Raw genomic sequence first — 21,775 nt, 5'->3', positions numbered from 1 at the left:
GCTGCTGCGGCCGCTGGCCGCGCTGGGCACCGGGTAGTCCATAACCACGCTCTCTCGTCTGCTGCCGCTGGGCGGGGGCCGTCCGGAGGCACGAGTCGAGTTCCGCCCGGGCGAGTATATCCGGGCCGGTGCGCGGGGACGGTGCGCCTCACCGGCCCCGCCTCAGCGTCCCCGGCTCGCCGTCTGCGAGTCCACCGGAGGGATCTCCCAGGGCACCTCGTCCGGGTCGCTGGTGGCGAGCCCGGTCCCGATGAGGGCCTCGTGCAGCAACGGGGTGAGCGTGCGCACATAGGTCGCGGTGAGGTGCGACCCCTGCCGGAAGATGAGCACCTCGTCGATCACCGACGGGCACCGGGGCTCGCTGTCCTCGGCGCCGGGGACGGGGGTCCCGGGCGGGCAGATCCAGCGGCTCAGGTCGACCAGGTGCGAGCCGGGGAGCTCCTCGTGGGCCCGCTCGAGGAGGGGGGTGCCGTAGCCCGGCGCCTCGGGGAAGGAGCAGACGGCGTAGTCCTGCGGGTTGTCCTCGACGCACTCGTACCAGGAGGGGTCACCGGTCTCGTCCTCCGAGTCGCGGTAGGGGTTGTCGGCGACCAGGACGACCTCGGCGCCGGAGGCCACGGCCGGGTCCAGGTTGTCGGCCAGCTCGACCCCGGCGCCCTCACCACGCTTCCCCAGCGAGGTGAGGATGATCTCCGGGGTGTGCTCCGGGTCGGCCAGGTGCTCGCGCAGGGCGTCGTTGTACTCCACGCACTCGGGGGACTGGCCGGTGGACGTGAACCCGCACGAGGACTTGGTCCACACCGTGAGTCGCCAGCCCTCCTGCTCGGCGATCGGCAGCAGGGCGGGCAGCCACTGCAGCATCTTGGAGTCCCCGAGCAGGGCGACGTCGGTCCCGTCGGCAGGCCCGTACTCGCAGGGCTCGTCCGGCAGGTCGGTCTGCTCCTGGACCACCTGGCAGCCGTCGTCATAGGCCCCGGGGACGTCCAGGACGGCGGCACCCGGGGTCGGGTACACGGTGCCGGTGCGGGTGAACGTCTGCGCCGGGTCCTCGATCATCGCGGGGTCGGGCGTCGAGCTCCCGTCGGTGAGGGCCAGCGCGCCGCGGACCTCGTCCGGGAGCTCTCCGACCCGCGGGGCGGAGGCCCAGAGGGCCCCGCCGGCGGCCACCGTCACCGCCATCGCGCCGGCACCGGCGGCGAGGGCACGGCGCGAGGACCGGGCCAGCCCGGGGTGGAACCGGATCGGGTTCTCCACCAGGCGCAGGGTCAGCCAGGCGAGCAGCACGCCCAGGCCCGCGACGGCGAGCCTGGCCCGCAGGCCTGACCCGGGGCGGACCTCCTGGAGCAGCTGCAGCAGCGGCCAGTGCCACAGGTAGAGACCGTAGGAGAGGGCACCGACGAAGCGCATGGGCCGGACCCCCAGGCCGCGGGCCACCATCGTCAGCCGGTCCGTCGACCCGGCGGCGATGACGAGGGCCGTCCCGACCGTGGGGACGAGGGCGGCGGACCCCGGCCAGGGGGTCGCCGTGGACAGCGCGAACGCGCTCCAGACGATGGCGAGCAGACCCACCAGGGCGAGCGCCTCGGAGGCGGTCCCCGGCAGCCGCCGCAGGCGCGGGAGCAGGAAGACCAGCCCGGCGCCGATCCCCAGCTCCCAGATGCGAGTGGTGGTGACGAAGTAGGCGGTCTCCGGCGAGCTCTCGGTCCGGAGCACGGACCAGACGAAGGACGCGACGACCACGACGGCCAGCAGGGCCGCCAGCACCCGGGTCGGGCGCAGGCCGACGCGGCGGGCCAACCAGAGCCCGAGCAGGATGAGCAGCGGCCAGAGGACGTAGAACTGCTCCTCCACCGACAGCGACCAGTAGTGCTGCACCCAGGACGCCGTGCTGTCCTCGGCCAGGTAGTCCACCGACCGCTCCGCCAGCGCCCAGTTCACCACGTAGAGGGCCGCCGCGAGGACGTCGCTGCCCAGCTCGGCCAGCCGCGCGGAGCCGAGGACGACATACCCGGCGACGGTGGTGAAGAGCAGCACGACCGTCGCCGCGGGCAGCAGCCGGCGGGCGCGGCGCGCGTAGAACGACCCGATCGAGACGGTGCCGGTGGCCAGCGCCTCCTTGACCAGGAGCCGGGTGATGAGGAAGCCGGAGATGACGAAGAAGACGTCGACGCCGGCGAAACCGCCGTCCAGCCCGGGCACCTGCGCGTGGTAGAGCAGGACCATCAGCACGGCGATGGCGCGCAGACCCTCGATGTCCCCGCGGAGGGTCGTCCCCCGGTCAGTCACGCTGGTAGAGGTCCCGGGTGTAGAGCTTGTCGCCGAAGGTCCGGGCGTGCTCGTCCAGCCGGTTGGCGATGATGATGTCGGCCTCCGCCACGAAGGGGCCCAGGTCGCGCAGCACCCGGCAGCCCTGGAAGGTGTCGTCCTCGAAGCTGGGCTCGTAGATGACGACCTCCACCCCACGCGCCTGCAGCCGGGACATCACGCCCTGGATGCTGGAGGCGCGGAAGTTGTCGGAGCCGGCCTTCATGATGAGCCGGTAGATGCCCACCCGGCGCGGCTGGCGCTCGAGGATGTCCGAGGCGATGAAGTCCATCCGGGTGGTGTTGGCGTCCACGATCGCGGTGATCAGGGTCTGCGGCACGGTGCCGTAGTTGGCCAGCAGCTGGCGGGTGTCCTTGGGCAGGCAGTAGCCGCCGTAGCCGAAGCTCGGGTTGTTGTAGTGCGAGCCGATCCGGGGGTCCAGCCCGACGCCCTCGATGATCTGCCGCGTGTCCAGGCCCCGGGTCGCGGCATAGGTGTCCAGCTCGTTGAAGTAGGCGACCCGCATCGCCAGGTAGGTGTTGGCGAAGAGCTTGATCGCCTCCGCCTCGGTGACCCCGGTGAGCAGCACCGGGACGTCCTGGTCCACGGCGCCCTCGAGCAGCAGGTCGGCGAACTCGCGTCCGCGCTCGCCCTCGTCGCCGACGATCACCCGGGAGGGGTGCAGGTTGTCGTGCAGCGCCCGGCCCTCGCGCAGGAACTCGGGGCTGAAGATGATGGTCGCGCCGGGGTGCTGGTCGCGCAGCTGCTCGGTGTAGCCGACCGGGATCGTCGATTTGATGACGACCGCCGCGGACGGGTTGATCCGCAGCACGTCGGCCAGCACCGTCTCGACGCTGCGGGTGTCGAAGAAGTTGGTCTCCGTGTCGTAGTCGGTGGGGGTGGCGATGACCACCCAGTCGGCGCCGGTGTAGGCGTCCTCCGGGTCCGTGGTGGCCCGCAGGTCCAGCTCGCGGGTGGCCAGGTAGTCCGAGATCTCCGGGTCGTGGATGGGGCTGAGCCGCTGCCCGAGGAGGGCCACCTTGGCCGGGTCGATGTCGAGCGCCACGACCTCGTGGTGCTGGGACAGGACGACGGCCAGGGACAGGCCGACGTAGCCGGTGCCGGCGATGGCGATCTTCATGCGTGCTCCTCGGGGTGGGCTGGACGGCCTGCCAAGTATGTCCCCGGCCGGGTGAGAGATCCATGAGGCAGCGGGCGCCGGGGTGGCGGCGGGATTAGGCGCGGTACCGTCCGCGCCGGTACCGTGGAGGCTCACTGCTGTCCCCCTGCCCGGTCCGCCGGGTCTGTGGACATCTCCTGCGGGAGGCACCGGTCCGGTGCCATGCTCGCAGGAAGCGGTGGTGACGTATGAAGCCCTCCTGTCACGGAGAGACCGTGACCGCACAGACCGAAGGAGGTGGGTTCACGCATGCGCCAGTACGAATTGATGATCATTCTCGACCCCGAGACCGACGAGCGCACCCTCCAGCCCACGCTGGAGAAGATGCTCGCCGTCGTGGGCAAGGACGGTGGCACCGTCGACAACCTCGACCTGGTCGGCCGGCGTCGCCTGGCCTACGAGATCAAGAAGCAGGCCGAGGGGATCTATGCCGTCGTGCAGATGACCGTCGAGCCCGCGACCGCCCAGGAGCTGGACCGCCAGCTCGGGCTCAACGAGTCCGTCCTGCGGACCAAGCTGCTGCGCCGCGACGTCTGAGACGTTCGCGACCGCACATCCCAGCATGACCAAGGACCCGAACGGATCAAGGACGACCTGACATGGCCGGAGAGACCCCCATCACCGTCGTCGGCAACCTGACCGCCGACCCCGAGCTGCGCTTCACCCCCAGCGGTGCGGCCGTGGCCAACTTCACCGTGGCCTCGACCCCCCGCCAGTTCGACCGTCAGTCCAACGACTGGAAGGACGGCGAGACGCTGTTCATGCGCTGCTCGGTGTGGCGCGAGGCTGCCGAGCACGTCTCGGAGTCGCTGCACCGCGGCGACCGGGTCATCGCCAGCGGCCGGCTGGTCTCACGCTCCTGGCAGACGCCGGAGGGTGAGAACCGGACGGTCATGGAGATGCAGGTCGACGAGGTCGGCCCGTCCATGCGGTATGCCACCGCAACCGTGACCAAGGCCCAGCGTGGCTCAGGTTCCGGTGGCGGCGGCTGGCAGGGCGGCGGCGGCCAGGGCGGACAGTCCGGCCAGGCGGCTCCCGCCCAGGGCGGCTGGGGAGGCAACCAGGGTGGCCAGTCCGGCCAGCCGGCGGCCCCCTCCGGCGGCCAGCAGGCAGCAGGGGACAACGACCCCTGGGCCACCGGCGGTGCCTCCAACGGCTCCGGCGGCAAGCAGGGCTCCGGATGGGGCGGCGCGCCGTCCTACGACGAGCCCCCGTTCTGACCCACCGGTCCTGCACGCACCACCTCCACGCACCATCTACCATCCCGAGCCCCGGCTCGGGCTCTCACGAAAGGGGAGAGCACCACGATGGCCAACAAGCCCGTCATTCGTAAGCCCAAGAAGAAGGCGAACCCGCTCAAGACCGCCAAGATCGAGGCGATCGACTACAAGGACACCGCGCTGCTGCGCAAGTTCATCTCCGACCGCGGCAAGATCCGCGCTCGTCGGGTGACCGGTGTGTCCGTGCAGGAGCAGCGTCGTATCGCCAACGCCGTCAAGAACGCCCGCGAGATGGCGCTGCTGCCCTACAGCAGCTCGTCCCGCTGAGCCGGCCGAGAGTCAGGAGAAGATCATGAAGATCATTTTGACCCAGCCCGTCACGGGTCTCGGCGACGCCGGCGACATCGTCGACGTCAAGGACGGCTACGCGCGCAACTTCCTGCTGCCCCGCAAGGTGGCGACCGCCTGGACCAAGGGCGGCCAGAAGCAGGTCGACTCGATCCGCGCCGCCCGCGACAAGCGAGCGATGAAGACCGCGGAGGAGGCCACCACGGCGAAGAGCCGGCTGGAGGGCTCCTCGGTCACCGTCGCCGCCCGCGCCGGTCAGGGTGGGCGCCTCTTCGGTGCCGTCACCCCCTCGGAGATCGCCGAGGCGATCGCCGCCTCCGGCGGTCCGTCGGTCGACAAGCGTCGTATCGAGGTCCGGACGCCGATCCGGTCCGTCGGTGACCACGCCGTGCACGTGCGTCTGCACGACGACGTCGCGGCCGACGTCACCGTCAGCGTCGTTCCTGCCTGACCGCACCACCTGAGCGCCGACCCCGGTCGGTGCCCGTGCCCGGCCTCGCACCGTTTCGCGGTGCGGGGCCGTCGCGCATCCTGGCCCCTGGAGCCGTCAGGTTTGGGGTGGGGGTCGAACGCCGATAATCTTGCGGGACGTGTCAAGTACTGAGGGGAGGCCAGCGTGATCCTGGCTCTCCTCGGAGCGCACCTGGCCGCGGCGCTGCTCGCGCCCTCGCTGGTGCGCGCCCTCGGGGCCCGGGCGTTCGCGCTGCTGGCCCTGGTGCCCGCGGTGGCCGCGGGCTGGATCGCGACCCGGGCGACCGGCGACGTCCACGAGGAGCGCCTGGCCTGGGTGTCCGACCTGGACATGGACCTGGTCTTCCGGCTGGACACCCTCTCGGTGGTGCTGGCCCTGGTGGTCTCCGGGGTGGGCGCGCTGGTCCTGCTCTACTGCTCGCGCTACGTCGACGTCCAGACCACCGGGGGCAACCCCGGTCTGCTGGCCGGGGCCCTGGTGGCTTTCGCAGGGGCCATGCTCGGTCTGGTCACCACCGACGACCTGCTCCTGCTCTACGTCTTCTGGGAGATCACCACCGTCCTGTCCTACCTGCTGGTGGGCTACCTGACGACCAGTGCGGCCAGCACCCGGGCCGCTCGGCAGGCCCTGATCGTCACCGCGGCGGGCGGGCTGACGATGCTGGTCGGCATCGTCATCATCGGCGAGGCCGGGGGGACCTACCGGATCAGCGAGCTGCTGGCCGACCCGCCGACCTCGTCCGACGCGATGATCTCCTGGGGGGTCGGCCTGCTGCTGATGGGGGCGGTGACCAAGTCCGCCCTGGTGCCCTTCCACTTCTGGCTCCCGGGGGCGATGGCGGCGCCCACCCCGGTCAGTGCCTACCTGCACGCCGCGGCGATGGTGAAGGCCGGTGTCTACCTGGTCGCCCGCTTCGCCCCCGGCTTCGCGGACCTGCCCGTCTGGCAGGTCATCGTGCTCGGGCTGGGCGCGGGCACCATGCTGCTGGGGGGGTTGCGGGCCACCCGCCAGCTCGACCTCAAGACGCTGCTGGCCTACGGCACGGTCAGCCAGCTGGGGATGCTGGTGCTGCTGCTCGGCTACGGCACCGAGGGGGCCGCGCTGGCCGGTCTCACCCTGCTGGTGGCGCACGCCCTCTTCAAGTCCTCGCTCTTCCTGACCGCGGGCGCGATCGACCACGCCGCCGGGACCCGGGACATCCGGTACCTGCGCGGTGTCGGGCGCCGCGCACCCTGGCTCGCGCTGGCGGGGGTGCTCTCTGCGGCGTCGATGGCCGGCCTGCCCGTCCTGCTCGGCTTCGTCGGCAAGGAGGCGGCGCTCACCGCGCTGCTGGAGCCGTCCGACGGCTGGGCCTCGTTGCAGGGGATGGCCGCGCTCGCCTTCGTGCTCGGTGCGGTGCTGACCATGGCTTACTCGTTGCGCTTCGTGTGGGGGGCCTTCACCGACGGGCTGCAACCGCCGGCCGGGCGGGTGGGCGCGGTGGTGCCCAAGCCGCACGAGTGGCACTCGCCGGGTCCGGTGCTGGTCGGCATACCGCTCGCGCTGGCACTGGGTGGTCTGCTGCTCGGGCTGACCTCGCTGCGGCTGGAAGGGGTGCTCGAGGGGTACACCGCCACCGTCCAGCAGGTGCCCGGCGACCACCCCGAGGTGCACCTGGGGCTGTGGCACGGGTTCAGCCTGCCGCTGTTCGTCTCGGCCGGGGTCTGGGTCCTGGGCGGCCTCTGGTTCTGGGTGCAGGCGCGCCGCCCGGCGGAGGTCCCGATCCCGCTGTCGCCCTTCGACGCCGCCCGGACCTACCAGGTCGTGATGCGGGGTCTGGACCGGGTCGCGCTGGAGACGACCGGCTTCATCCAGCGGGGTTCGCTGCCGATGCTGCTGGGCACCATCTTCACCGTGCTGGTGGTGCTGCCCGGGAGCCAGCTGCTGTTCGGCGGCATCCGGTGGCCGGGCACCGACGACGTGCGGATCGCGGACAGCGCGGCCCAGGTCGCGGTGGCGGCGCTGGTCATCGCCTCGGCGGTGCTGGCCGCCCGCGCCCGCCGCCGGCTGCGCGCCGCCTTCCTGGTGGCGGTCACCGGCTACGGGGTGGCCATGCTCTTCCTGCTGCACGGCGCACCGGACCTGGCGCTGACCCAGATCCTGGTCGAGACGGTCTCCCTGGTGGTGCTGGTGCTGGTGCTGCGGCGGCTGTCCGGCCGGTTCCCGGACGACCCGAGCATCCTCACCCGCCGGATGCGGGCCCTGCTCGGCACCCTGGTCGGGGTCGTCGTCGGGGCCACCGCCCTGGTGGTCTCCGCCTCGCGGATCCACCCGCCGGCTGCGGTCGACCTGGCCGACCGTGCCGTCGACTACGGCGCCGGGCGCAACATCGTCAACGTCATCCTGGTGGACGTCCGGGCCTGGGACACCATGGGCGAGCTGTCCGTGGTGCTCGCCTGCGCCACCGGGGTCGCCAGCCTGGTCTTCCTGCGGGACGAGGCGATGGACCGGGTCCGCGCCGGGCTGCGCAGCGCCCGTGGGGACCGGGCCGGTATGCGCTCCGGGACCTCCGAGACCACGGGCGCGATCCTGCCCAGCCGGTGGATCTCCGGCATCCACCGCCTCGACCCGGAACGCCGGTCGGTGATCCTGGAGGTGGTGACCCGGCTGGTCTTCCACACCATCCTGCTGTGGTCGGTCTACCTGCTGCTCTCGGGACACAACCAGCCCGGCGGTGGGTTCGCCGCGGGCATCGTGGCGGGGCTTGCCCTCTGCCTGCGCTACCTGGCCGGTCGGGGCTACGAGCTGCGCGCGGCGCTGCCGGTGATGCCGGCGGTGCTGCTGGGCAGCGGGCTGTTCATCGCCGCAGGTTCGGCCGTGCTGCCGATGCTGGTGGGCTCGCCCGCCCTGCGGACCTGGGACGCCTACCTGACGATCCCGCTGGTGGGCGAGGTGCACCTGGTGACCTCCCTGCTCTTCGACGTGGGTGTCTACCTGGTCGTCATCGGCCTGATGCTGGACGTGCTGCGCAGCCTGGGCTCGGGCATCGACGCGCAGATCGCCCGCGAGCAGGACCGCGACGTCACCGACACCGAGGCCGACGCAGAGGCGGAGGCCCGCCGATGACCGCCAACCTGACCCTGATCCTGGTGGCGAGCGTGCTCGTCGGCACCGGGGCATACCTCTTCCTCTCCCGGTCCCTGGTGCGTGCCCTGATGGGCTTCCTGCTGATGGGCAACGGGGTCAACCTGCTCTTCATCATCGGCTCCGGCCCTGCCGGCGCACCCCCGATCGTGGGCACCCGCGGTGGCCAACCGATGGCCGACCCGGTCCCGCAGGCGCTGGTGCTCACCGCCATCGTCATCACCCTGGCGATGACCGCGTTCGTGCTGGCGCTGGCGCACCGGGGCTGGCAGGTGGGCCGGGACGACCTGGTGGCCGACGACACCGAGTCGGCGAGGATCCACGCCCGCGCCGAGGCCGACGACCTGGGCTCCGAGCCGGGCGCCCGTGAGCAGGCGGAGGAGATCGTCGCCGAGACCGAACGGGCCGAGAGGTCGCACCACGACAGGCACCGGCATACCGGCGAGCACGAGGAAGGGGGATCCCGATGAGCAACGAGTACGCCTGGATGGTGCCCCTGCTGGTGCTGCTGCCCCTGATCGGTGCCGGGCTGACCTTGGCCGCGGCCGGCCGCACCGCCGTGCAGCGGGTGGTGAGCGTCACTGCGCTGTCCGGGATGACGGTGCTGGCCGGGGTGCTGCTCTGGGCGAGCGACACCCAGGGCCCGCAGGTGATGTTCGTCGGGGGCTGGGCCGCGCACGAGGGCATCGTGCTGATCGTGGACCGGCTGGCGGCGCTGATGGTGATCGTCTCGACGGTCGTCACCCTGGCGGTGCTCGCGTACTCGATCGGGCAGGGCGCCAGCAGCTTCGACGAGGAGAGCGACGGGCACTCGCCGCTGCCGGTCTTCCACCCGACGCTGCTGGTGCTGGCGGCCGGTGTGACCACCACCTTCATCTCCGGCGACCTGTTCCACCTGTACGTCGGCTTCGAGATGCTGCTGGCGGCGAGCTTCGTGCTGCTGACCCTGGGCGGCACCGCCGAACGGGTCCGCGCCGGGACCACCTACGTGCTGGTGTCCCTGCTGTCGTCACTGATCTTCCTGGCTGCGATCGGGCTGACCTACGGCGCGACCGGGACGATCAACCTGGCGCTGCTGAGCGAGCGGCTGGGCGAGATCTCACCGGGGACCGCGGCGCTGCTGCAGCTGATGCTGCTGGTCGCCTTCGCGGTGAAGGCGGCGATCTTCCCGATGTCCGGGTGGCTGCCGGACTCCTACCCCACCGCGCCCGCGCCGGTCACCGCGGTCTTCGCCGGCCTGCTGACCAAGGTCGGCATCTACGCGATGATCCGGACCCAGACGCTGCTCTTCCCCGACTCCCCGTTCACCGACCTGCTGCTGGTCGCTGCGCTGCTGACGATGATCGTCGGGATCCTCGGTGCGCTCGCCCAGGACGACATCAAACGGATGCTCAGCTTCACCCTGGTCAGCCACATCGGGTTCCTGCTCTTCGGGATCGCGCTGGGCAGCACCCACGGGCTCGCGGCGGCGATCTTCTACGTCGTCCACCACATCACCGTGCAGACGACCCTCTTCCTGGTCCTCGGGCTGGTGGAGCGGGTGGGCGGCTCCGCCGACAGCACCCGGCTGGGCGACCTGGCCCGGATCTCGCCGGTGGTGGGCATCCTCTTCTTCATCCCGGCGATGAACCTGGCGGGCATCCCACCGTTCAGCGGGTTCCTGGGCAAGGTCGGCCTGGTGCAGGCAGGCGTGGCCGAGGAGACCTGGCTGGCGATGCTGCTGGTGGTCGGCTCGGTGCTCACCTCGCTGCTCACCCTGTATGCCGTCGCCAAGGTGTGGGGGCGCGCGTTCTGGTCTGAGAACGCCAAGGGCATCACCGGTCAGGGGCCCATGCGCGGGGGGCACCACGAGGCGCTCGGTCTCGGCGTGCTGGCCCCGACCATGGGGCTGGTCATCGTCGGGCTGGCCCTGACCGTGGTGGCCGGACCGCTCTTCGACATCACCACCCGGGCGGCGGTCGACCTGGTGCTGCGTGAGCCCTACCTGAACGCGGTGCTCGGGGTCAGGACGGGGGCAGGGCTGTGACGGGCGGCGGGAGGCAGGCACGGGGCAGCGGGGTGAGCTCCCGGATCCCGCGTGTCTCACCGTGGGGCGTGCTCTGGCTGACGGTGGTCTGGGTGCTGCTGTGGGGGACGCTCGACCTGCTCAACCTGCTGGGCGGCGTGCTGATCGCCCTGCTGGTGCTGGTGCTCTTCCCGTTGCCCCGGGTGGAGCTGCGCCTGCGGGTACGCCCGTTGGGGCTGCTGGTGCTGCTCGGGCGCTTCCTCCTCGACCTGGTGCGTGCCTCGGTGGAGGTCGCCTGGCTCTCGGTGCGGCCGGGGCCGGTCGCCAGCGGTGTGGTGATGGACCTGGAGCTGGCCGGGGACGATCCGCTGCTGCAGACGCTGACCGCGGAGATGGTGTCGCTGGTACCGGGCTCGGTGGTCATCGACCTGGACTCGGGCAGCCGGGTGCTGACCCTGCACGCGCTGAACGTGAGCACCCGCCACCAGGCGGAGAAGGTGCGGCACAAGGTGCGCGCGCAGGAGGCGAGGGTGCTCCGGGCGTTGCACCCGGACCCGACGTCGCTGCTGGACCCGCGGCGGCGCCGGGGCGAGGCGGCTGCTGACGCGGCCGCCGCCACGACAACGGAGGAGAGCTCATGAGCATCGACCTCGTGGAGGCCGTCCTCACCTGGATCGTCGGCGGGCTGCTGGCCGTCTCCGCGACCCTGACGCTGGTCCGCATCACGATCGGCCCCAGCGTCCTGGACCGGGTGGTGGCCACCGACGTCCTGGTCTCGATCGTGATCTGTGCGCTCGGTGCCTACGCCGCGCTGAGCGACGCCTGGACCACCCTGCCGCTGCTCATCTCGCTCTCCCTGGTGGGGTTCCTGGGCTCGGTCGCGGTGGCCCGCTTCGTGGCCCGGGACCGGGACACCCCGGTGCCCGACCCGATGCCGGACAGGCTCGCTGAGGAGGACCTGTCCGCCCGGCCGCTGCCGGCGGACCCCGGGCCCCACACCCGGCCGTCCCGCAGCGAGGGGGAGGGGTCGCGATGACGCTGCTCGATGTGCTCGACGTCCTCGGGCTGGTCTGTCTGCTGCTCGGCGCGCTGTTGTGCCTCGCCGCGGCCGTCGGCCTGCTGCGCTTCCCCGACCTGCTGACCCGGATGCACGCCGGGACCAAGCCGCAGGTGCTCGGGGTGCTGCTGGTGATCCTGGGCGTGGGCCTGCGCTCGCGCTCCGGGCTGGACATCGGGATGCTGGGGCTGATCGGGCTCTTCCAGCTGCTGACCATCCCGGCCGGATCGCACATGGTCGGCCGGGCCGGCTTCCGCACCGGGCAGATCGCCCCCGCCCACATCCACCTGGGGCGGCGGGGCGAGGAGGCCGACGAGGGCGACGAGGTTCCCCGCTGACCTCTCGCTGCCGGCAGCTCGTTCTCGGGCCACGGCACGCATGTCAGCGGCCGAGCTCCCGTGGTCACCGCACGGCGCCGACCACCATCCACCGCTCGCCCTGGGCTCGACGCCACATCAGGGCCGCCCGCACGGCCATGAAGCCGGTGAAGGCGACCCACAGCCAGACGAGACCGGCGGTGCCGACGACGCCACTGGCATACACCGCGAGCACCATCGGCAGGTAGGCCAGTGTGGCGGCGATCTGCGCCCAGGCCAGCCACCGGGTGTCGCCGGCGCCGATCAGCACCCCGTCGAGGATGAACGCGATGCCGGCGATCGGCTGGCCCACGGCGACCACCAGCAGCGCGGCGGCCAGCGCGGCCCGCACCTCGGGGTCCTGGCTGAAGCCGAGGGGGACGACCTGGTGCAGGGCGACGATGAGCAGCGTGAGCCCGCCGCCGAACCAGATCGACCAGCGCACCATCAGCGTCGTGGTCTCCCGGGTGCCGACCACGTCGCCGGCGCCCAGGGTCCGGCCGGTCAGCGCCTGGGCGGCGATCGCCAGGGCGTCCAGCGCGAACGCCAGGGTCGACCAGACGGTCATCGCGACCTGGTGCGCCGCCAGCTGCTCGTCACCGAGGCCGGCGGCGGTCCAGGTGGTGATCAGCAGGGCGGTGCGCAGGGCGACGGTCCGCACCAGCAGCGGTATGCCGCCGCGCGCCGCCCGGAGCACCCCGGCGCCGTGGAAGGTCAGCGACGACCCCAGCCGACGCGCTCCCCGGACGACGACGATCACCAGCGCCAGCGCCATACCGGTCTGCGCGATGACGGTGCCGATGGCGGCGCCCGCGATTCCCCAGCCGACCCCGTGGACCAGGAACAGCGAGAGCACGGCGTTGGCGGAGAAGCCGGCGACCGAGGCGATGAGCGGGGTACGGGTGTCCTGCAGCCCGCGCAGCACCCCGGTGGTGGCGAGCACCACCAGCATCGGAGGTATGCCCAGGGCCGACCAGCGCAGGTAGGTCACCGCCTCGGTGACCACCTCGGGCCCGGCCCCGAAGAGCTCCACCAGGGGGCGGGCCAGCAGCGCGGTGACGAGCGCGCCGGCCGTGCCGAGGAGCAGAGCCAGCCAGATCCCGTCGACGCCGGCGCTGATCGCCCCCCGTTGGTCACCCGCACCGAGCCGGCGGGCGACGACCGCGGTGGTGCCGTAGGCGAGGAAGATGAAGATGTTGACGGCGGTGAGCAGGACCGCGCTGGCCACGCCGAGGCCGGCGAGGGCCGAGGTGCCGAGGTGCCCGACGATCGCGGAGTCGGCGAGCAGGAAGAGCGGCTCGGCGACGAGCGCAAGGAAGGCCGGGACGGCCAGGCGCAGGACCTCGCGGCCCCGTCCCGAGGCGGGTGGCTGCTGGCTCACCGGGACACTCTCTCACCAGGCTCCGACGTCCCTGCCGGGTGCGGGGCGGCGCCGCCGGTCACATACACGCACGGGGTGGGCCCGTCGGGTGACGGGCCCACCCCGCGGGCGGTGGACCGGGCTCAGGCGGTGGCGTGCTCGCTCTCGACGGTCTGCCCGTCGAGGCTGTGCTGGCCACCGTGCGAGACAGAGATCTTGCGCGGCCTGGCCTCCTCGGCGACCGGGAAGGTGAGGGTCAGCACCCCGTCGCTGTAGTCGGCCTCGATCCGGTCGAGGGCGACGCCGTAGCCGAGGGTGAGCTGGCGGGCGAAGGTGCCGGCCGGGCGCTCGTGCGAGAGCCACTGCTCGACGTCGGTCTGCTCCCGACGCTCGGCGCGCAGGGTCAGCGTCCGGTCCTCGACGTCGATGTCGATGGAGGCCGGGTCGACACCGGGCAGGTCCACCTGGGCGACGAAGCGGTCACCGGCACGGTAGAGGTCCATCGGCATCGCCGTGGCGCCGGTGGGGGCGCTGCGCAGCTCGGTCATGATCCGGTCCATCTCACGGAGCGGGTCGAAGCGGTTCATCGTGGGTTCCTCCTTGTCGTGGGTGGGTGGGAGTGTTAGCACTCTCGCCCCTAGAGTGCTAAACCTCGGCGCGTCTGTCAATCTTCCCGGGCGTGTTCGTACGAGTTCTCGTCCACAGGCTGTGGGAAGCGTCATCGCAGGTCACAAGGGGTGTGTGACGCAAGTTCCTCGTCTGTCCACAGGACTGTGCACAGGTGGCGCCGTGCTCGTGGCGCGTCGTCCCCACCACGTCCACAGGTGATCCCCATGTCGTCCACAGGGGGATGCTGCGCCGGGACCGGGTCGGGCCTACGGTGGGCTGTCGGCGGGTGCGCGGGCAGGTGTGTGGGCGGTCGGTGCTGGACTGTGCACGCGTAGAGGTCGAGTCGTCGAGGAGGCGGTATGGCGCTGAGCGAGATGGAGGTCTACGGACCGCCGGACCAGGGTCACGGGGGTGGTCCCGAGGACCGTCTGCCCCCGCAGGACGTCGCTGCCGAGCGCAGCGCCCTCGGGTCGATGATGCTGTCCAAGGACGCCATCGCCGAGTGCTCCGAGATGGTCAAGGCCCCGGACTTCTACCGCCCGGCGCACGAGACGATCTTCGAGGCCTGCGTCGACCTGTACTCCCGGGGGGAGCCGGTCGATGCGATCACCGTCGGTGACGAGCTCACGAAGCGGGGTGACCTGCAGCGCATCGGGGGGACGGCATACCTGCACCAGCTGATCGCGGAGGTGCCGACGGCCGCCAACGCGGCCTACTACGCCGAGATCGTGGCCGAGCGCGCCGTGCTGCGCCGGCTGGTGGACGCCGGCACCCGCATCGTGCAGATCGGGTATGCCGGGGGCGACGTCGAGGACATCGTCAACGCCGCCCAGGCCGAGGTGTACGCCGTCGCCGACAAGCGGGGCGGTGAGGACTACCACGCGCTGGGTCAGCTCATCGAGCCGACGATGGACGAGATCGAGCACGCCGCCGGGTCCTCGGGGGAGATGACCGGGGTGCCCACCGGCTTCACCGAGCTGGACGAGCTGACGAACGGCCTGCACCCCGGACAGATGATCATCATCGCCGCGAGGCCGGCTGTCGGGAAGTCGACGATCGCCCTCGACATGGCCCGCGCGGCGGCGATCAAGCACGCGATGCCCACCGTCGTCTTCTCCTTGGAGATGAGCCGCACGGAGATCACCATGCGTCTGCTGTCGGCGGAGTCGGAGATTCCCCTCCAGAACATGCGCAAGGGCAACATGCGCGACCGCGACTGGACCCGGTTGGCGGAGACCCAGGGTCGGATCACCGATGCCCCGCTCTTCATCGACGACAGCCCCAACATGTCGCTGATGGAGATCCGGGCCAAGTGCCGTCGGCTCAAGCAGCGCAACAACCTCAAGATGGTCATCGTCGACTACCTGCAGCTGATGAGCTCGGGCAAGCGGGTCGAGTCCCGTCAGCAGGAGGTCGCCGAGTTCTCCCGGGCGCTCAAGCTGCTGGCCAAGGAGATCGAGGTGCCGGTCATCGCGCTCTCTCAGCTGAACCGTGGGCCCGAGCAGCGGACGGACAAGAAGCCGCAGATGAGCGACCTTCGCGAGAGTGGGTCGATCGAGCAGGATGCGGACGTCGTGATCCTGCTGCACCGTGAGTCGATGTACGAGCGCGAGTCACCTCGCGAGGGTGAGGCCGACGTCATCGTGGCCAAGCACAGGAACGGACCGACCGACACCGTGGTCGTGGCGTTCCAGGGTCACTACAGCCGGTTCACCAACATGGCGAGCAACTTCTAGGAGTCCGTCGCGAGCGGGTCTCACTGGTGCACGTGCGCCCGCTGCCCTTCGCGGTCGAAGATCATGACGACCTCGGCTGGCCCGCCGATCGCACTGATCGCGTGCGGTGTCATCGTGGAGAACTCGGCCGCCTCGCCGGTGCCCACCTCGACCTGCCGCTCCCCGAGGTGCAGGTGGACCCGTCCCTCGATGACCACGAACCAGTCGTGCCCGGGGTGCACCCGCTGGGTCGGCGCAGCCGCTGTCGGCTCAAGGCGCATCTTGATGGCCACCGTGCGTCCGTCGGGCCGGCTGAGGGGCCACGTCGTGTGCCCGCCGGAGCTGTGCGGGGACGGGCGGATGACGACGTCCTCGTCGCCCGGGGTCTCGAAGAGCGCGTCCAGGCTGACGCCGAGCGCCTGAGCCAACGGCACGAGCACGTCCAGCCCCAGCGTGCGTTTGCCGGTCTCGATCCGGCTGATGGTCGAGGGGCTGAGGTGGGTGCGCTCGGCCAGCTCCTCCAGCGAGTACCCCAGGGTGCTGCGCAGGCTGCGTAGCCGGGTGCGAGCCAGCGTCTCGACGTCGATGGTGGAAGACATAGGACCATGGTGGCAGGTATTGCGAATAGTGCAAAACGGTTCCCGCATACAGCATGATGCGTCTACCGTGGAGTCATGATGACGCACGCACACCCCCAGCAGCACGACCACGCCGACCGCCCTCCCGTCGAGCGTCACTGCGACGTCGCGGTCATCGGTGGATCGGCCGCCGGCCTGACCGCCGCCCTGCAGCTCGCGCGGCAGCGGCGCACCGTGGTCGTGGTCGACGACGGCACCCCGCGCAACGCGCCGGCGGAGCACATGCACGGCTACCTCGGGCGCGAGGCGGTCCCGCCGTCCGAGCTGCTCACCATCGGCCGCGAGGAGGTTCGCGGCTACGGCGGCGAGGTGCTCACCGGCCGGGTGCTGGCGGTCCGGCCCGCCGAGGACGGACGCTTCCGCGTCGAGCTCAGCGGAGGGCATACCCTCCTCGCCCGGCGCGTGCTCGCGGCCACCGGCATCCGCGACGAGCTGCCCGACATCGAGGGCCTGGCGCAGCGCTGGGGTCGGGACGTCATCCACTGCCCCTTCTGCCACGGCTACGAGGTGCGTGACCAGCGGCTCGTGCAGATCATCACCCACCCGATGGGGCTGCACCCCACCGCCCTCCTGCGCCACCTCACCGACGGCCTGACGGTCGTGCTCCACGACGTGGCGGGTGTCGACGATGTGACCCTCGGCGTCTTCGAGGACGCGGGCGTGCCGGTCGTGCGCACCGACGTGCGCCGGGTGGTCACCGGTCGGGACGGTGCGGTCACCGGGGTCGAGCTCGTGGACGGGCGGGTCCTGGAGGCCGACGCCGTGCTGGTCGGCACCCGCTTCCACGCCCGGATCGAGGTGCTGGCCCCGCTCGGCGTCGTCGGCAGCGCGCACCCCACCGGGATGGGAGAGGTGCTGGAGGTCGACCCGATGACCGGGCAGACCGCGGTCCCCGGCGTGTATGCCGCGGGCAACGTCACCGACCCCTCGCTCCAGGTCCTGCCGTCGGCCGCTCACGGAGGTCGCGTCGGCGCGATGATCGCCTTCAGTCTCGCCGAGGAGGACCTGCGCTCGCGGGCTCGGCCCTCGGGCGAGGAGGCGGACTGGGACGCCCGGTACGGCGCGGGCGAGCGGATGTGGAGCGGCAACCCGAACGGCACCCTGGTGGCCGAGGTGGAGGGTATGCCGCCGGGCCGGGTGCTCGACATCGGTGCCGGGGAGGGCGGAGACGCGCTCTGGCTGGCCGGGCGGGGCTGGGAGGTCACGGCTTCCGACATCTCCGGGACCGCGCTGCAGCACGTCGGAGAGGCGGCGAAGAGCCGTGGCGTGCCGGTCACCCGGCTGCACGGCGATGCCAACGCGCCAGGGGTGTTCGAGCCGGGCGCCTACGACCTCGTCTCGTTGCAGTACGGCTCCTTCCTGCGCACCCCGGAGCAGCGTGGCCTGCGCAACCTGCTGGACGCCGTCGCCCCCGGCGGCACGCTGCTCGTCGTCAGCCACGACCTGGCCCCGATGCGGGAGGCGGTCGACCCGGCCGAGCACACCTGGATGTTCGATCCCGGCGCCTACGTCGGCGTCGAGGAGATCGCCGCCGCCCTCGCCGAGCAGGAGGGGTGGACGGTGCTCACCCACGAGACCCGCCCCCGGCCGGCAGGTGCCGCGTCGAGCCACCACGTCGACGACATCGTGCTCCGGGCGGTCCGCCGGGACGTCTAGGAACGACTCTCGTCCGGAAGGTCATCTCTCGGCCTGCACGACGAGGACGAGATATGACATGACGGACGAGGGATGACGAAGCGGCTGAGAGACCGGTCGGGGACTCCCCGGTGTCGCCATGGTCGTCGGTGTGGGTGCCGGACCACCCCCGTAGCGTGGGAACCGTGACCCGCGACCACAAGAACCCGCGCGTGGCCGTGGCGCTGGTCGTGCTGGCGCAGCTGCTCGGGACCTCGGTGTGGTTCAGCGCCAACAGCGCCGCTGACGGGCTGCGTGGGAAGTGGGGCCTGGATGCGGTCGGCGTGGGCCAGCTGACCCTGGCGGTGACGCTGGGTTTCGCGCTCGGCACCATCCTGATGGCGGTCTCCGGACTGCCCGACCGCTTCCGGGCGAGTCGGGTCTTCGCGGTCTCCGCGGTGGCGGCCGGGCTGACGAACGCGGGTTTCGCGGTACTCGCCACGGGCCAGGTCGAGGGGATGGTGTGGCGGTTCGTCACCGGGATGACCCTGGCCGGGGTCTATCCCCTCGGCATGAAGATGGTCGTCTCCTGGGACCCCGGCCGCGCCGGCGCGAGCCTCGGCTGGCTGGTCGGCATGCTGACGCTCGGCACGGCGCTGCCGCACGGGATCCGCGCCGTCGGCGTCGGCCTGGAGTGGACGCAGGTCATGCTCACCTCGTCGGTCCTGGCCCTGGGGGCGGCCGCGATCGTCCTCGTCCTCGGTGACGGTCCGCACCTTCCTCGCACCGACCCCGGTGGGCTGCGGTGGGGGGCGGCGCTGCGCGCGTTCACCCTCCCGGACTACCGCTTCGCGGTGCTCGGCTACGTCGGCCACATGTGGGAGCTGTATGCGTTCTGGACCCTCGTCCCGCTCCTCGTCGCCGATGTCCTCTCACCGGCCGGCGCCGTCCCCGCGTGGTCGTTCGCCGTCATCGCGGTCGGGGCGGTCGGGTGCGTCGTGGGTGGGCGGTTGTCGGCCACCTGGGGCAGCGCGCGCGTCGCCGCGGTGGCACTCGGCACCTCGGGCCTGGTCTGCGCGCTCTACCCGCTGCTCGCCAATGGGCCCACCTGGTTCGTGCTGATCGCCCTGCTCCTGTGGGGCGTCGCGGTGATCACCGACTCGCCCCAGTTCTCCGCCCTCAGCGCCCGCGCCTGCCCGCAGGACCTGGTGGGCAGCGCCCTCGCCGTCCAGAACAGCGTCGGCTTCGCGATCAGCGCCGTGTCGATCCTGCTCGTCTCCGCCGCGTACGCGGGGCTCGGCGCCGGTGTCGCGTGGCTCCTGCTCCCCGGGCCGCTGCTGGGCCTGCTGGGGATGATGCGCGAGCACCGCCGCGCCCGCGCGCCACAGCCCTGATCTCGTCAGGCCGGGTCGACGACGCGCCGCATCACCGTGTTGCGCAGTCCCTTCGGGCGGACGAACTCGAAGCCGGCCTCCTCGTACATCGTGCGGGTGCCGTTGTAGACGAAGGAGTTGCTCATCCGCTTCTCCCCGATCTCGTACGGATATCCCTCGACGATGCCACCACCCTGCGAGGCGATGAGGTCCAGCGCTCCCGCCAGGGCGAGCTTCGCACAGCCGTTCCTGCGGTGCCGCTTGTCCACGAAGATGCAGGTGATCCGGTAGTCCGGGACGAGGTCGGCCTCGGCGTCGTACTGCTTGCGGTGGTGGATGTTGGGCAGCTCCTCCGGCGGGCCGAACTCCGCCCAGGCGACCGCCTGCTCCCCGTCCATGACCAGCGCAGCGTGTGCTGAGCCCTGCTCGACGTACGCCTTCTTCATCGCCTTGCTCCCCTCGTACCCCGGTGCCCGATCGGCGCACGAGGGATGGAAGTAGGTGCACCAGCACCCGCCGAAGATGCCGTTGTGCCGTTCCACCAGCCCCGCGAACGCCCCCCACGTGTCGACGCCCAGCGGCGCCACGACATACCCGTCCGTCTCCATGGCGAGAGCGTAGGGGCTTCTGCGGACGCATGGTGTCCGCGGACCAGATGACGTGGGCCACCCCGGCAGCGGTACCCCGGCAGCACCGGACCGGGGACCGGGGCCGTCATCGGGGTCCTACGAGGCAGAGGCACGTCACCGGGCGGAAGGCCGCATCCGGTGGCACGGTGAGCCCATGAGCGAGAACGCCACGGGCAGCAACACTGCCGGCACGGGGTACGACCCTGCACAGGACCCGGACTCCGATCCCGAGATGACGCACTCCCAGCATCCCGACGAGGACGAGGAGATGGAGCGCGACCCGGCCGAAGGGCCCGACGACGCCGAGGAGGCGCAGACCTGAGGGCACGCCCCTCCGTGGACGGAGGCTGGTCTGTCAAAGTCGTTCGAGCTTGTGGAACGGGCTGACCACGCGCATCCGACGGTTGCCGAAGTCGACGGTCACGGCCGCGGCCTCCTTGCCGACGACGCGACCGAGACCGTAGGTCTGGTGCGAGACCCGGTCGTCGATCTCGAAGCACTCCACCTCCGCTTCGATCTTGGGGGCGAAGGGACTGCTGGCGAGGCGGCGGGCCTGGGCTCCGGATCGAGGTGTCATCATCCCCCAGTATGCGCCCTCGCTGGGGCAGTCTGTGTCCATGGCTAGTTCGCAGTCGGTCCGTGTCCGCAAGGCGATCAGTCGGTATGCCGCCGGCCACGAGCAGCTGCGCGCCGCCACCGACTCCTATGTCGCCCTCGTCACCCAGCTGCTGGACGACGCCGGCATCAACTACCTGGCGGTGACAGGCCGGACCAAGTCGGTGGAGTCCTTCGCCGGCAAGGCGGCCCGCCGCACCACGGGTGGCCGGCTCGCGTTCCCGACCCCGCTCACCGACATCACCGACCAGATCGGCGTCCGGGTGGTCACCTACGTGCTGGCCGACGTCGACGCCGTCGCACAGCTGCTGGCCTCCCAGCTGGAGGTGCGCGACGACCGGGACATGGGCCAGGAGACCGCCGCCGAGGGACGTTTCGGCTACTCCAGCCGCCACCTCCTGGTCGCCGTCGACGACGCCCGGGCCGAGCAGGCGGGCGTGCCGGTGGGGCGGCCGGCCTCGGTGCAGATCCGCACCGTGCTGCAGCACGCGTGGGCCGAGTTCGAGCACGACATCCGCTACAAGGGGTCGGTGCCGGCCGAGCACGCCTTCGACTTCGACCGCCGGTTCACCCTGGCGGCGGGCCTGCTCGAGCTGGCCGACCAGCAGTTCTCCGCGATCCGGGACCGGCACCGCAAAGAACTCAGCGCGCCTGCCGACGGGGCGGACGACGACCCGCGGATCAGCGCCACCGACCTCGCGGCCTTCCTCGCGGGCCAGTTCGCCGACGCCGGCTGGTCGCGCACCGACCACTACACCTGGATCAGCGGCCTGCTCCTCGAGCTCGGCATCTCCTCGCTCTCCGAGCTGCGGGACGTGCTGCGCACCGTGGACGTGCCGAGCATCGAGGCCCGGATGGGCTACCGCTACCCGCCCGGCGCGGTCCGCCGGTTGGACGACTCCCTGCTCTCGGTCCACGGGCAGCGCTACGTCGAGCTGCACGGCAACGCGCACCGTCGCGGGCTGCTGACCGCGAGGCTGGCGCGGCTCACCACCTGACCAGCGCAAACGCTTTCTTGACTCTTTTCCCAGGAACGTAAATCTACGTAAACCCTTGATCCTCATGGACAGGGTGTCCTATACCGGAGGGGCGAACGTAAGCGGTTACGTACTCTCAGGAGCAGACAACGATGTCTCGATCACGACCTGTATCACCCC

Annotated in this window: 22 protein-coding genes; 15 read left to right on the top strand and 7 right to left on the bottom strand. The window is 71.4% G+C overall.

From position 1 onward, the window contains the following. Positions 1–162: 162 nt before the first annotated feature. Both ACI3EY_RS00820 and ACI3EY_RS00815 read right to left on the bottom strand, forming a co-directional pair. Entirely contained in the window at positions 163–2,286 is a 2,124-nt protein-coding gene (locus ACI3EY_RS00820) for an acyltransferase family protein (protein ID WP_405039076.1), read from the bottom strand. After that, a complete protein-coding gene (locus ACI3EY_RS00815; RefSeq protein ID WP_405036973.1) occupies positions 2,279–3,445 on the bottom strand; it encodes a nucleotide sugar dehydrogenase in 1,167 nt (388 codons plus the stop codon). The genes ACI3EY_RS00820 and ACI3EY_RS00815 overlap by 8 nt, the downstream gene beginning before the upstream one ends. A gap of 288 nt (positions 3,446–3,733) precedes the next feature. Here ACI3EY_RS00815 and rpsF point away from each other — a divergent pair, with 288 nt between their 5' ends. From rpsF to mnhG, 10 genes are all read left to right on the top strand, one after another. Next, positions 3,734–4,021 carry a 30S ribosomal protein S6 gene (gene rpsF, locus ACI3EY_RS00810; protein ID WP_405036972.1) on the top strand — a complete coding sequence of 96 codons (288 nt, stop codon included), beginning with the start codon at positions 3,734–3,736 and terminating at the stop codon, positions 4,019–4,021. Between the two features lie 62 nt (positions 4,022–4,083). Further along, on the top strand, positions 4,084–4,704 hold the full coding sequence (locus ACI3EY_RS00805; RefSeq protein WP_405039075.1) for a single-stranded DNA-binding protein: 621 nt from the start codon (positions 4,084–4,086) through the stop codon (positions 4,702–4,704). An 87-nt stretch (positions 4,705–4,791) separates the two neighbouring features. Beyond that, positions 4,792–5,031 (top strand): 30S ribosomal protein S18, encoded by a 240-nt coding sequence (gene rpsR, locus ACI3EY_RS00800; RefSeq protein WP_405036970.1) that lies wholly within the window; start codon positions 4,792–4,794, stop codon positions 5,029–5,031. Between the two features lie 25 nt (positions 5,032–5,056). Further along, positions 5,057–5,503, top strand: coding sequence for a 50S ribosomal protein L9 (rplI, locus tag ACI3EY_RS00795; RefSeq protein ID WP_405036969.1), 447 nt, complete (start codon positions 5,057–5,059; stop codon positions 5,501–5,503). Positions 5,504–5,668: 165 nt separating this feature from the next. Further along, positions 5,669–8,629 carry a Na+/H+ antiporter subunit A gene (locus ACI3EY_RS00790; protein ID WP_405039074.1) on the top strand — a complete coding sequence of 987 codons (2,961 nt, stop codon included), beginning with the start codon at positions 5,669–5,671 and terminating at the stop codon, positions 8,627–8,629. Continuing rightward, a complete protein-coding gene (locus tag ACI3EY_RS00785) occupies positions 8,626–9,117 on the top strand; it encodes a Na(+)/H(+) antiporter subunit C (protein ID WP_405039073.1) in 492 nt (163 codons plus the stop codon). The genes ACI3EY_RS00790 and ACI3EY_RS00785 overlap by 4 nt, the downstream gene beginning before the upstream one ends. After that, positions 9,114–10,673, top strand: a complete 1,560-nt coding sequence (locus ACI3EY_RS00780; RefSeq protein WP_405039072.1) for a Na+/H+ antiporter subunit D — start codon at positions 9,114–9,116, stop codon at positions 10,671–10,673. Before ACI3EY_RS00785 ends, ACI3EY_RS00780 begins: the two co-directional genes overlap by 4 nt. Continuing rightward, a complete protein-coding gene (locus tag ACI3EY_RS00775; RefSeq protein WP_405039071.1) occupies positions 10,670–11,293 on the top strand; it encodes a Na+/H+ antiporter subunit E in 624 nt (207 codons plus the stop codon). Before ACI3EY_RS00780 ends, ACI3EY_RS00775 begins: the two co-directional genes overlap by 4 nt. Further along, positions 11,290–11,688 carry an MrpF/PhaF family protein gene (locus ACI3EY_RS00770; RefSeq protein WP_405039070.1) on the top strand — a complete coding sequence of 133 codons (399 nt, stop codon included), beginning with the start codon at positions 11,290–11,292 and terminating at the stop codon, positions 11,686–11,688. Before ACI3EY_RS00775 ends, ACI3EY_RS00770 begins: the two co-directional genes overlap by 4 nt. Next, complete coding sequence (gene mnhG / locus ACI3EY_RS00765; RefSeq protein WP_405036963.1) at positions 11,685–12,047, top strand: monovalent cation/H(+) antiporter subunit G; 363 nt, start codon at positions 11,685–11,687, stop codon at positions 12,045–12,047. The genes ACI3EY_RS00770 and mnhG overlap by 4 nt, the downstream gene beginning before the upstream one ends. Positions 12,048–12,111: 64 nt before the next feature. Here the strand turns inward: mnhG and ACI3EY_RS00760 are convergent, their stop codons facing one another. Continuing rightward, positions 12,112–13,446, bottom strand: coding sequence for an MATE family efflux transporter (locus ACI3EY_RS00760; RefSeq protein ID WP_405039069.1), 1,335 nt, complete (start codon positions 13,444–13,446; stop codon positions 12,112–12,114). 122 nt (positions 13,447–13,568) lie between these two features. Then, positions 13,569–14,012: an Hsp20/alpha crystallin family protein gene (locus tag ACI3EY_RS00755; protein ID WP_405036961.1), complete on the bottom strand. Its 444-nt coding sequence runs from the start codon at positions 14,010–14,012 to the stop codon at positions 13,569–13,571. 396 nt (positions 14,013–14,408) lie between these two features. Between ACI3EY_RS00755 and dnaB the strand changes: the two genes are divergently transcribed. Beyond that, entirely contained in the window at positions 14,409–15,770 is a 1,362-nt protein-coding gene (gene dnaB, locus ACI3EY_RS00750; protein ID WP_405037029.1) for a replicative DNA helicase, read from the top strand. Positions 15,771–15,790: 20 nt separating this feature from the next. Here the strand turns inward: dnaB and ACI3EY_RS00745 are convergent, their stop codons facing one another. Further along, positions 15,791–16,348, bottom strand: a complete 558-nt coding sequence (locus ACI3EY_RS00745) for a helix-turn-helix domain-containing protein (RefSeq protein ID WP_405039068.1) — start codon at positions 16,346–16,348, stop codon at positions 15,791–15,793. Positions 16,349–16,423: 75 nt separating this feature from the next. On the opposite strand from ACI3EY_RS00745, the gene ACI3EY_RS00740 reads away from it, so the two are divergent. Together ACI3EY_RS00740 and ACI3EY_RS00735 are read left to right on the top strand one after the other, a co-directional pair. After that, positions 16,424–18,043 (top strand): FAD-dependent oxidoreductase, encoded by a 1,620-nt coding sequence (locus ACI3EY_RS00740; RefSeq protein ID WP_405039067.1) that lies wholly within the window; start codon positions 16,424–16,426, stop codon positions 18,041–18,043. Between the two features lie 164 nt (positions 18,044–18,207). Beyond that, positions 18,208–19,395, top strand: a complete 1,188-nt coding sequence (locus tag ACI3EY_RS00735) for an MFS transporter (protein ID WP_405039066.1) — start codon at positions 18,208–18,210, stop codon at positions 19,393–19,395. 5 nt (positions 19,396–19,400) lie between these two features. On the opposite strand, the gene ACI3EY_RS00730 is transcribed toward ACI3EY_RS00735, so the two are convergent. Further along, positions 19,401–19,982 (bottom strand): GNAT family N-acetyltransferase, encoded by a 582-nt coding sequence (locus ACI3EY_RS00730; RefSeq protein ID WP_405039065.1) that lies wholly within the window; start codon positions 19,980–19,982, stop codon positions 19,401–19,403. 175 nt (positions 19,983–20,157) lie between these two features. On the opposite strand from ACI3EY_RS00730, the gene ACI3EY_RS00725 reads away from it, so the two are divergent. Further along, the gene (locus ACI3EY_RS00725; protein WP_405039064.1) at positions 20,158–20,325 is read left to right on the top strand and encodes a hypothetical protein; all 168 of its coding nucleotides are present in this window, start codon (positions 20,158–20,160) and stop codon (positions 20,323–20,325) included. Between the two features lie 33 nt (positions 20,326–20,358). On the opposite strand, the gene ACI3EY_RS00720 is transcribed toward ACI3EY_RS00725, so the two are convergent. Beyond that, positions 20,359–20,580 (bottom strand): hypothetical protein, encoded by a 222-nt coding sequence (locus ACI3EY_RS00720; protein WP_405036955.1) that lies wholly within the window; start codon positions 20,578–20,580, stop codon positions 20,359–20,361. Positions 20,581–20,620: 40 nt separating this feature from the next. On the opposite strand from ACI3EY_RS00720, the gene ACI3EY_RS00715 reads away from it, so the two are divergent. Then, positions 20,621–21,616 carry a GTP pyrophosphokinase gene (locus tag ACI3EY_RS00715; RefSeq protein WP_405039063.1) on the top strand — a complete coding sequence of 332 codons (996 nt, stop codon included), beginning with the start codon at positions 20,621–20,623 and terminating at the stop codon, positions 21,614–21,616. The last annotated feature ends 159 nt before the right edge of the window (positions 21,617–21,775 follow it).

Origin of the sequence: Serinicoccus shuyuelongi (assembly GCF_045032955.1) — a bacterium.
GTDB lineage: Bacteria > Actinomycetota > Actinomycetes > Actinomycetales > Dermatophilaceae > Ornithinicoccus.
This window is presented reverse-complemented; position numbering and strand designations above follow the sequence as displayed.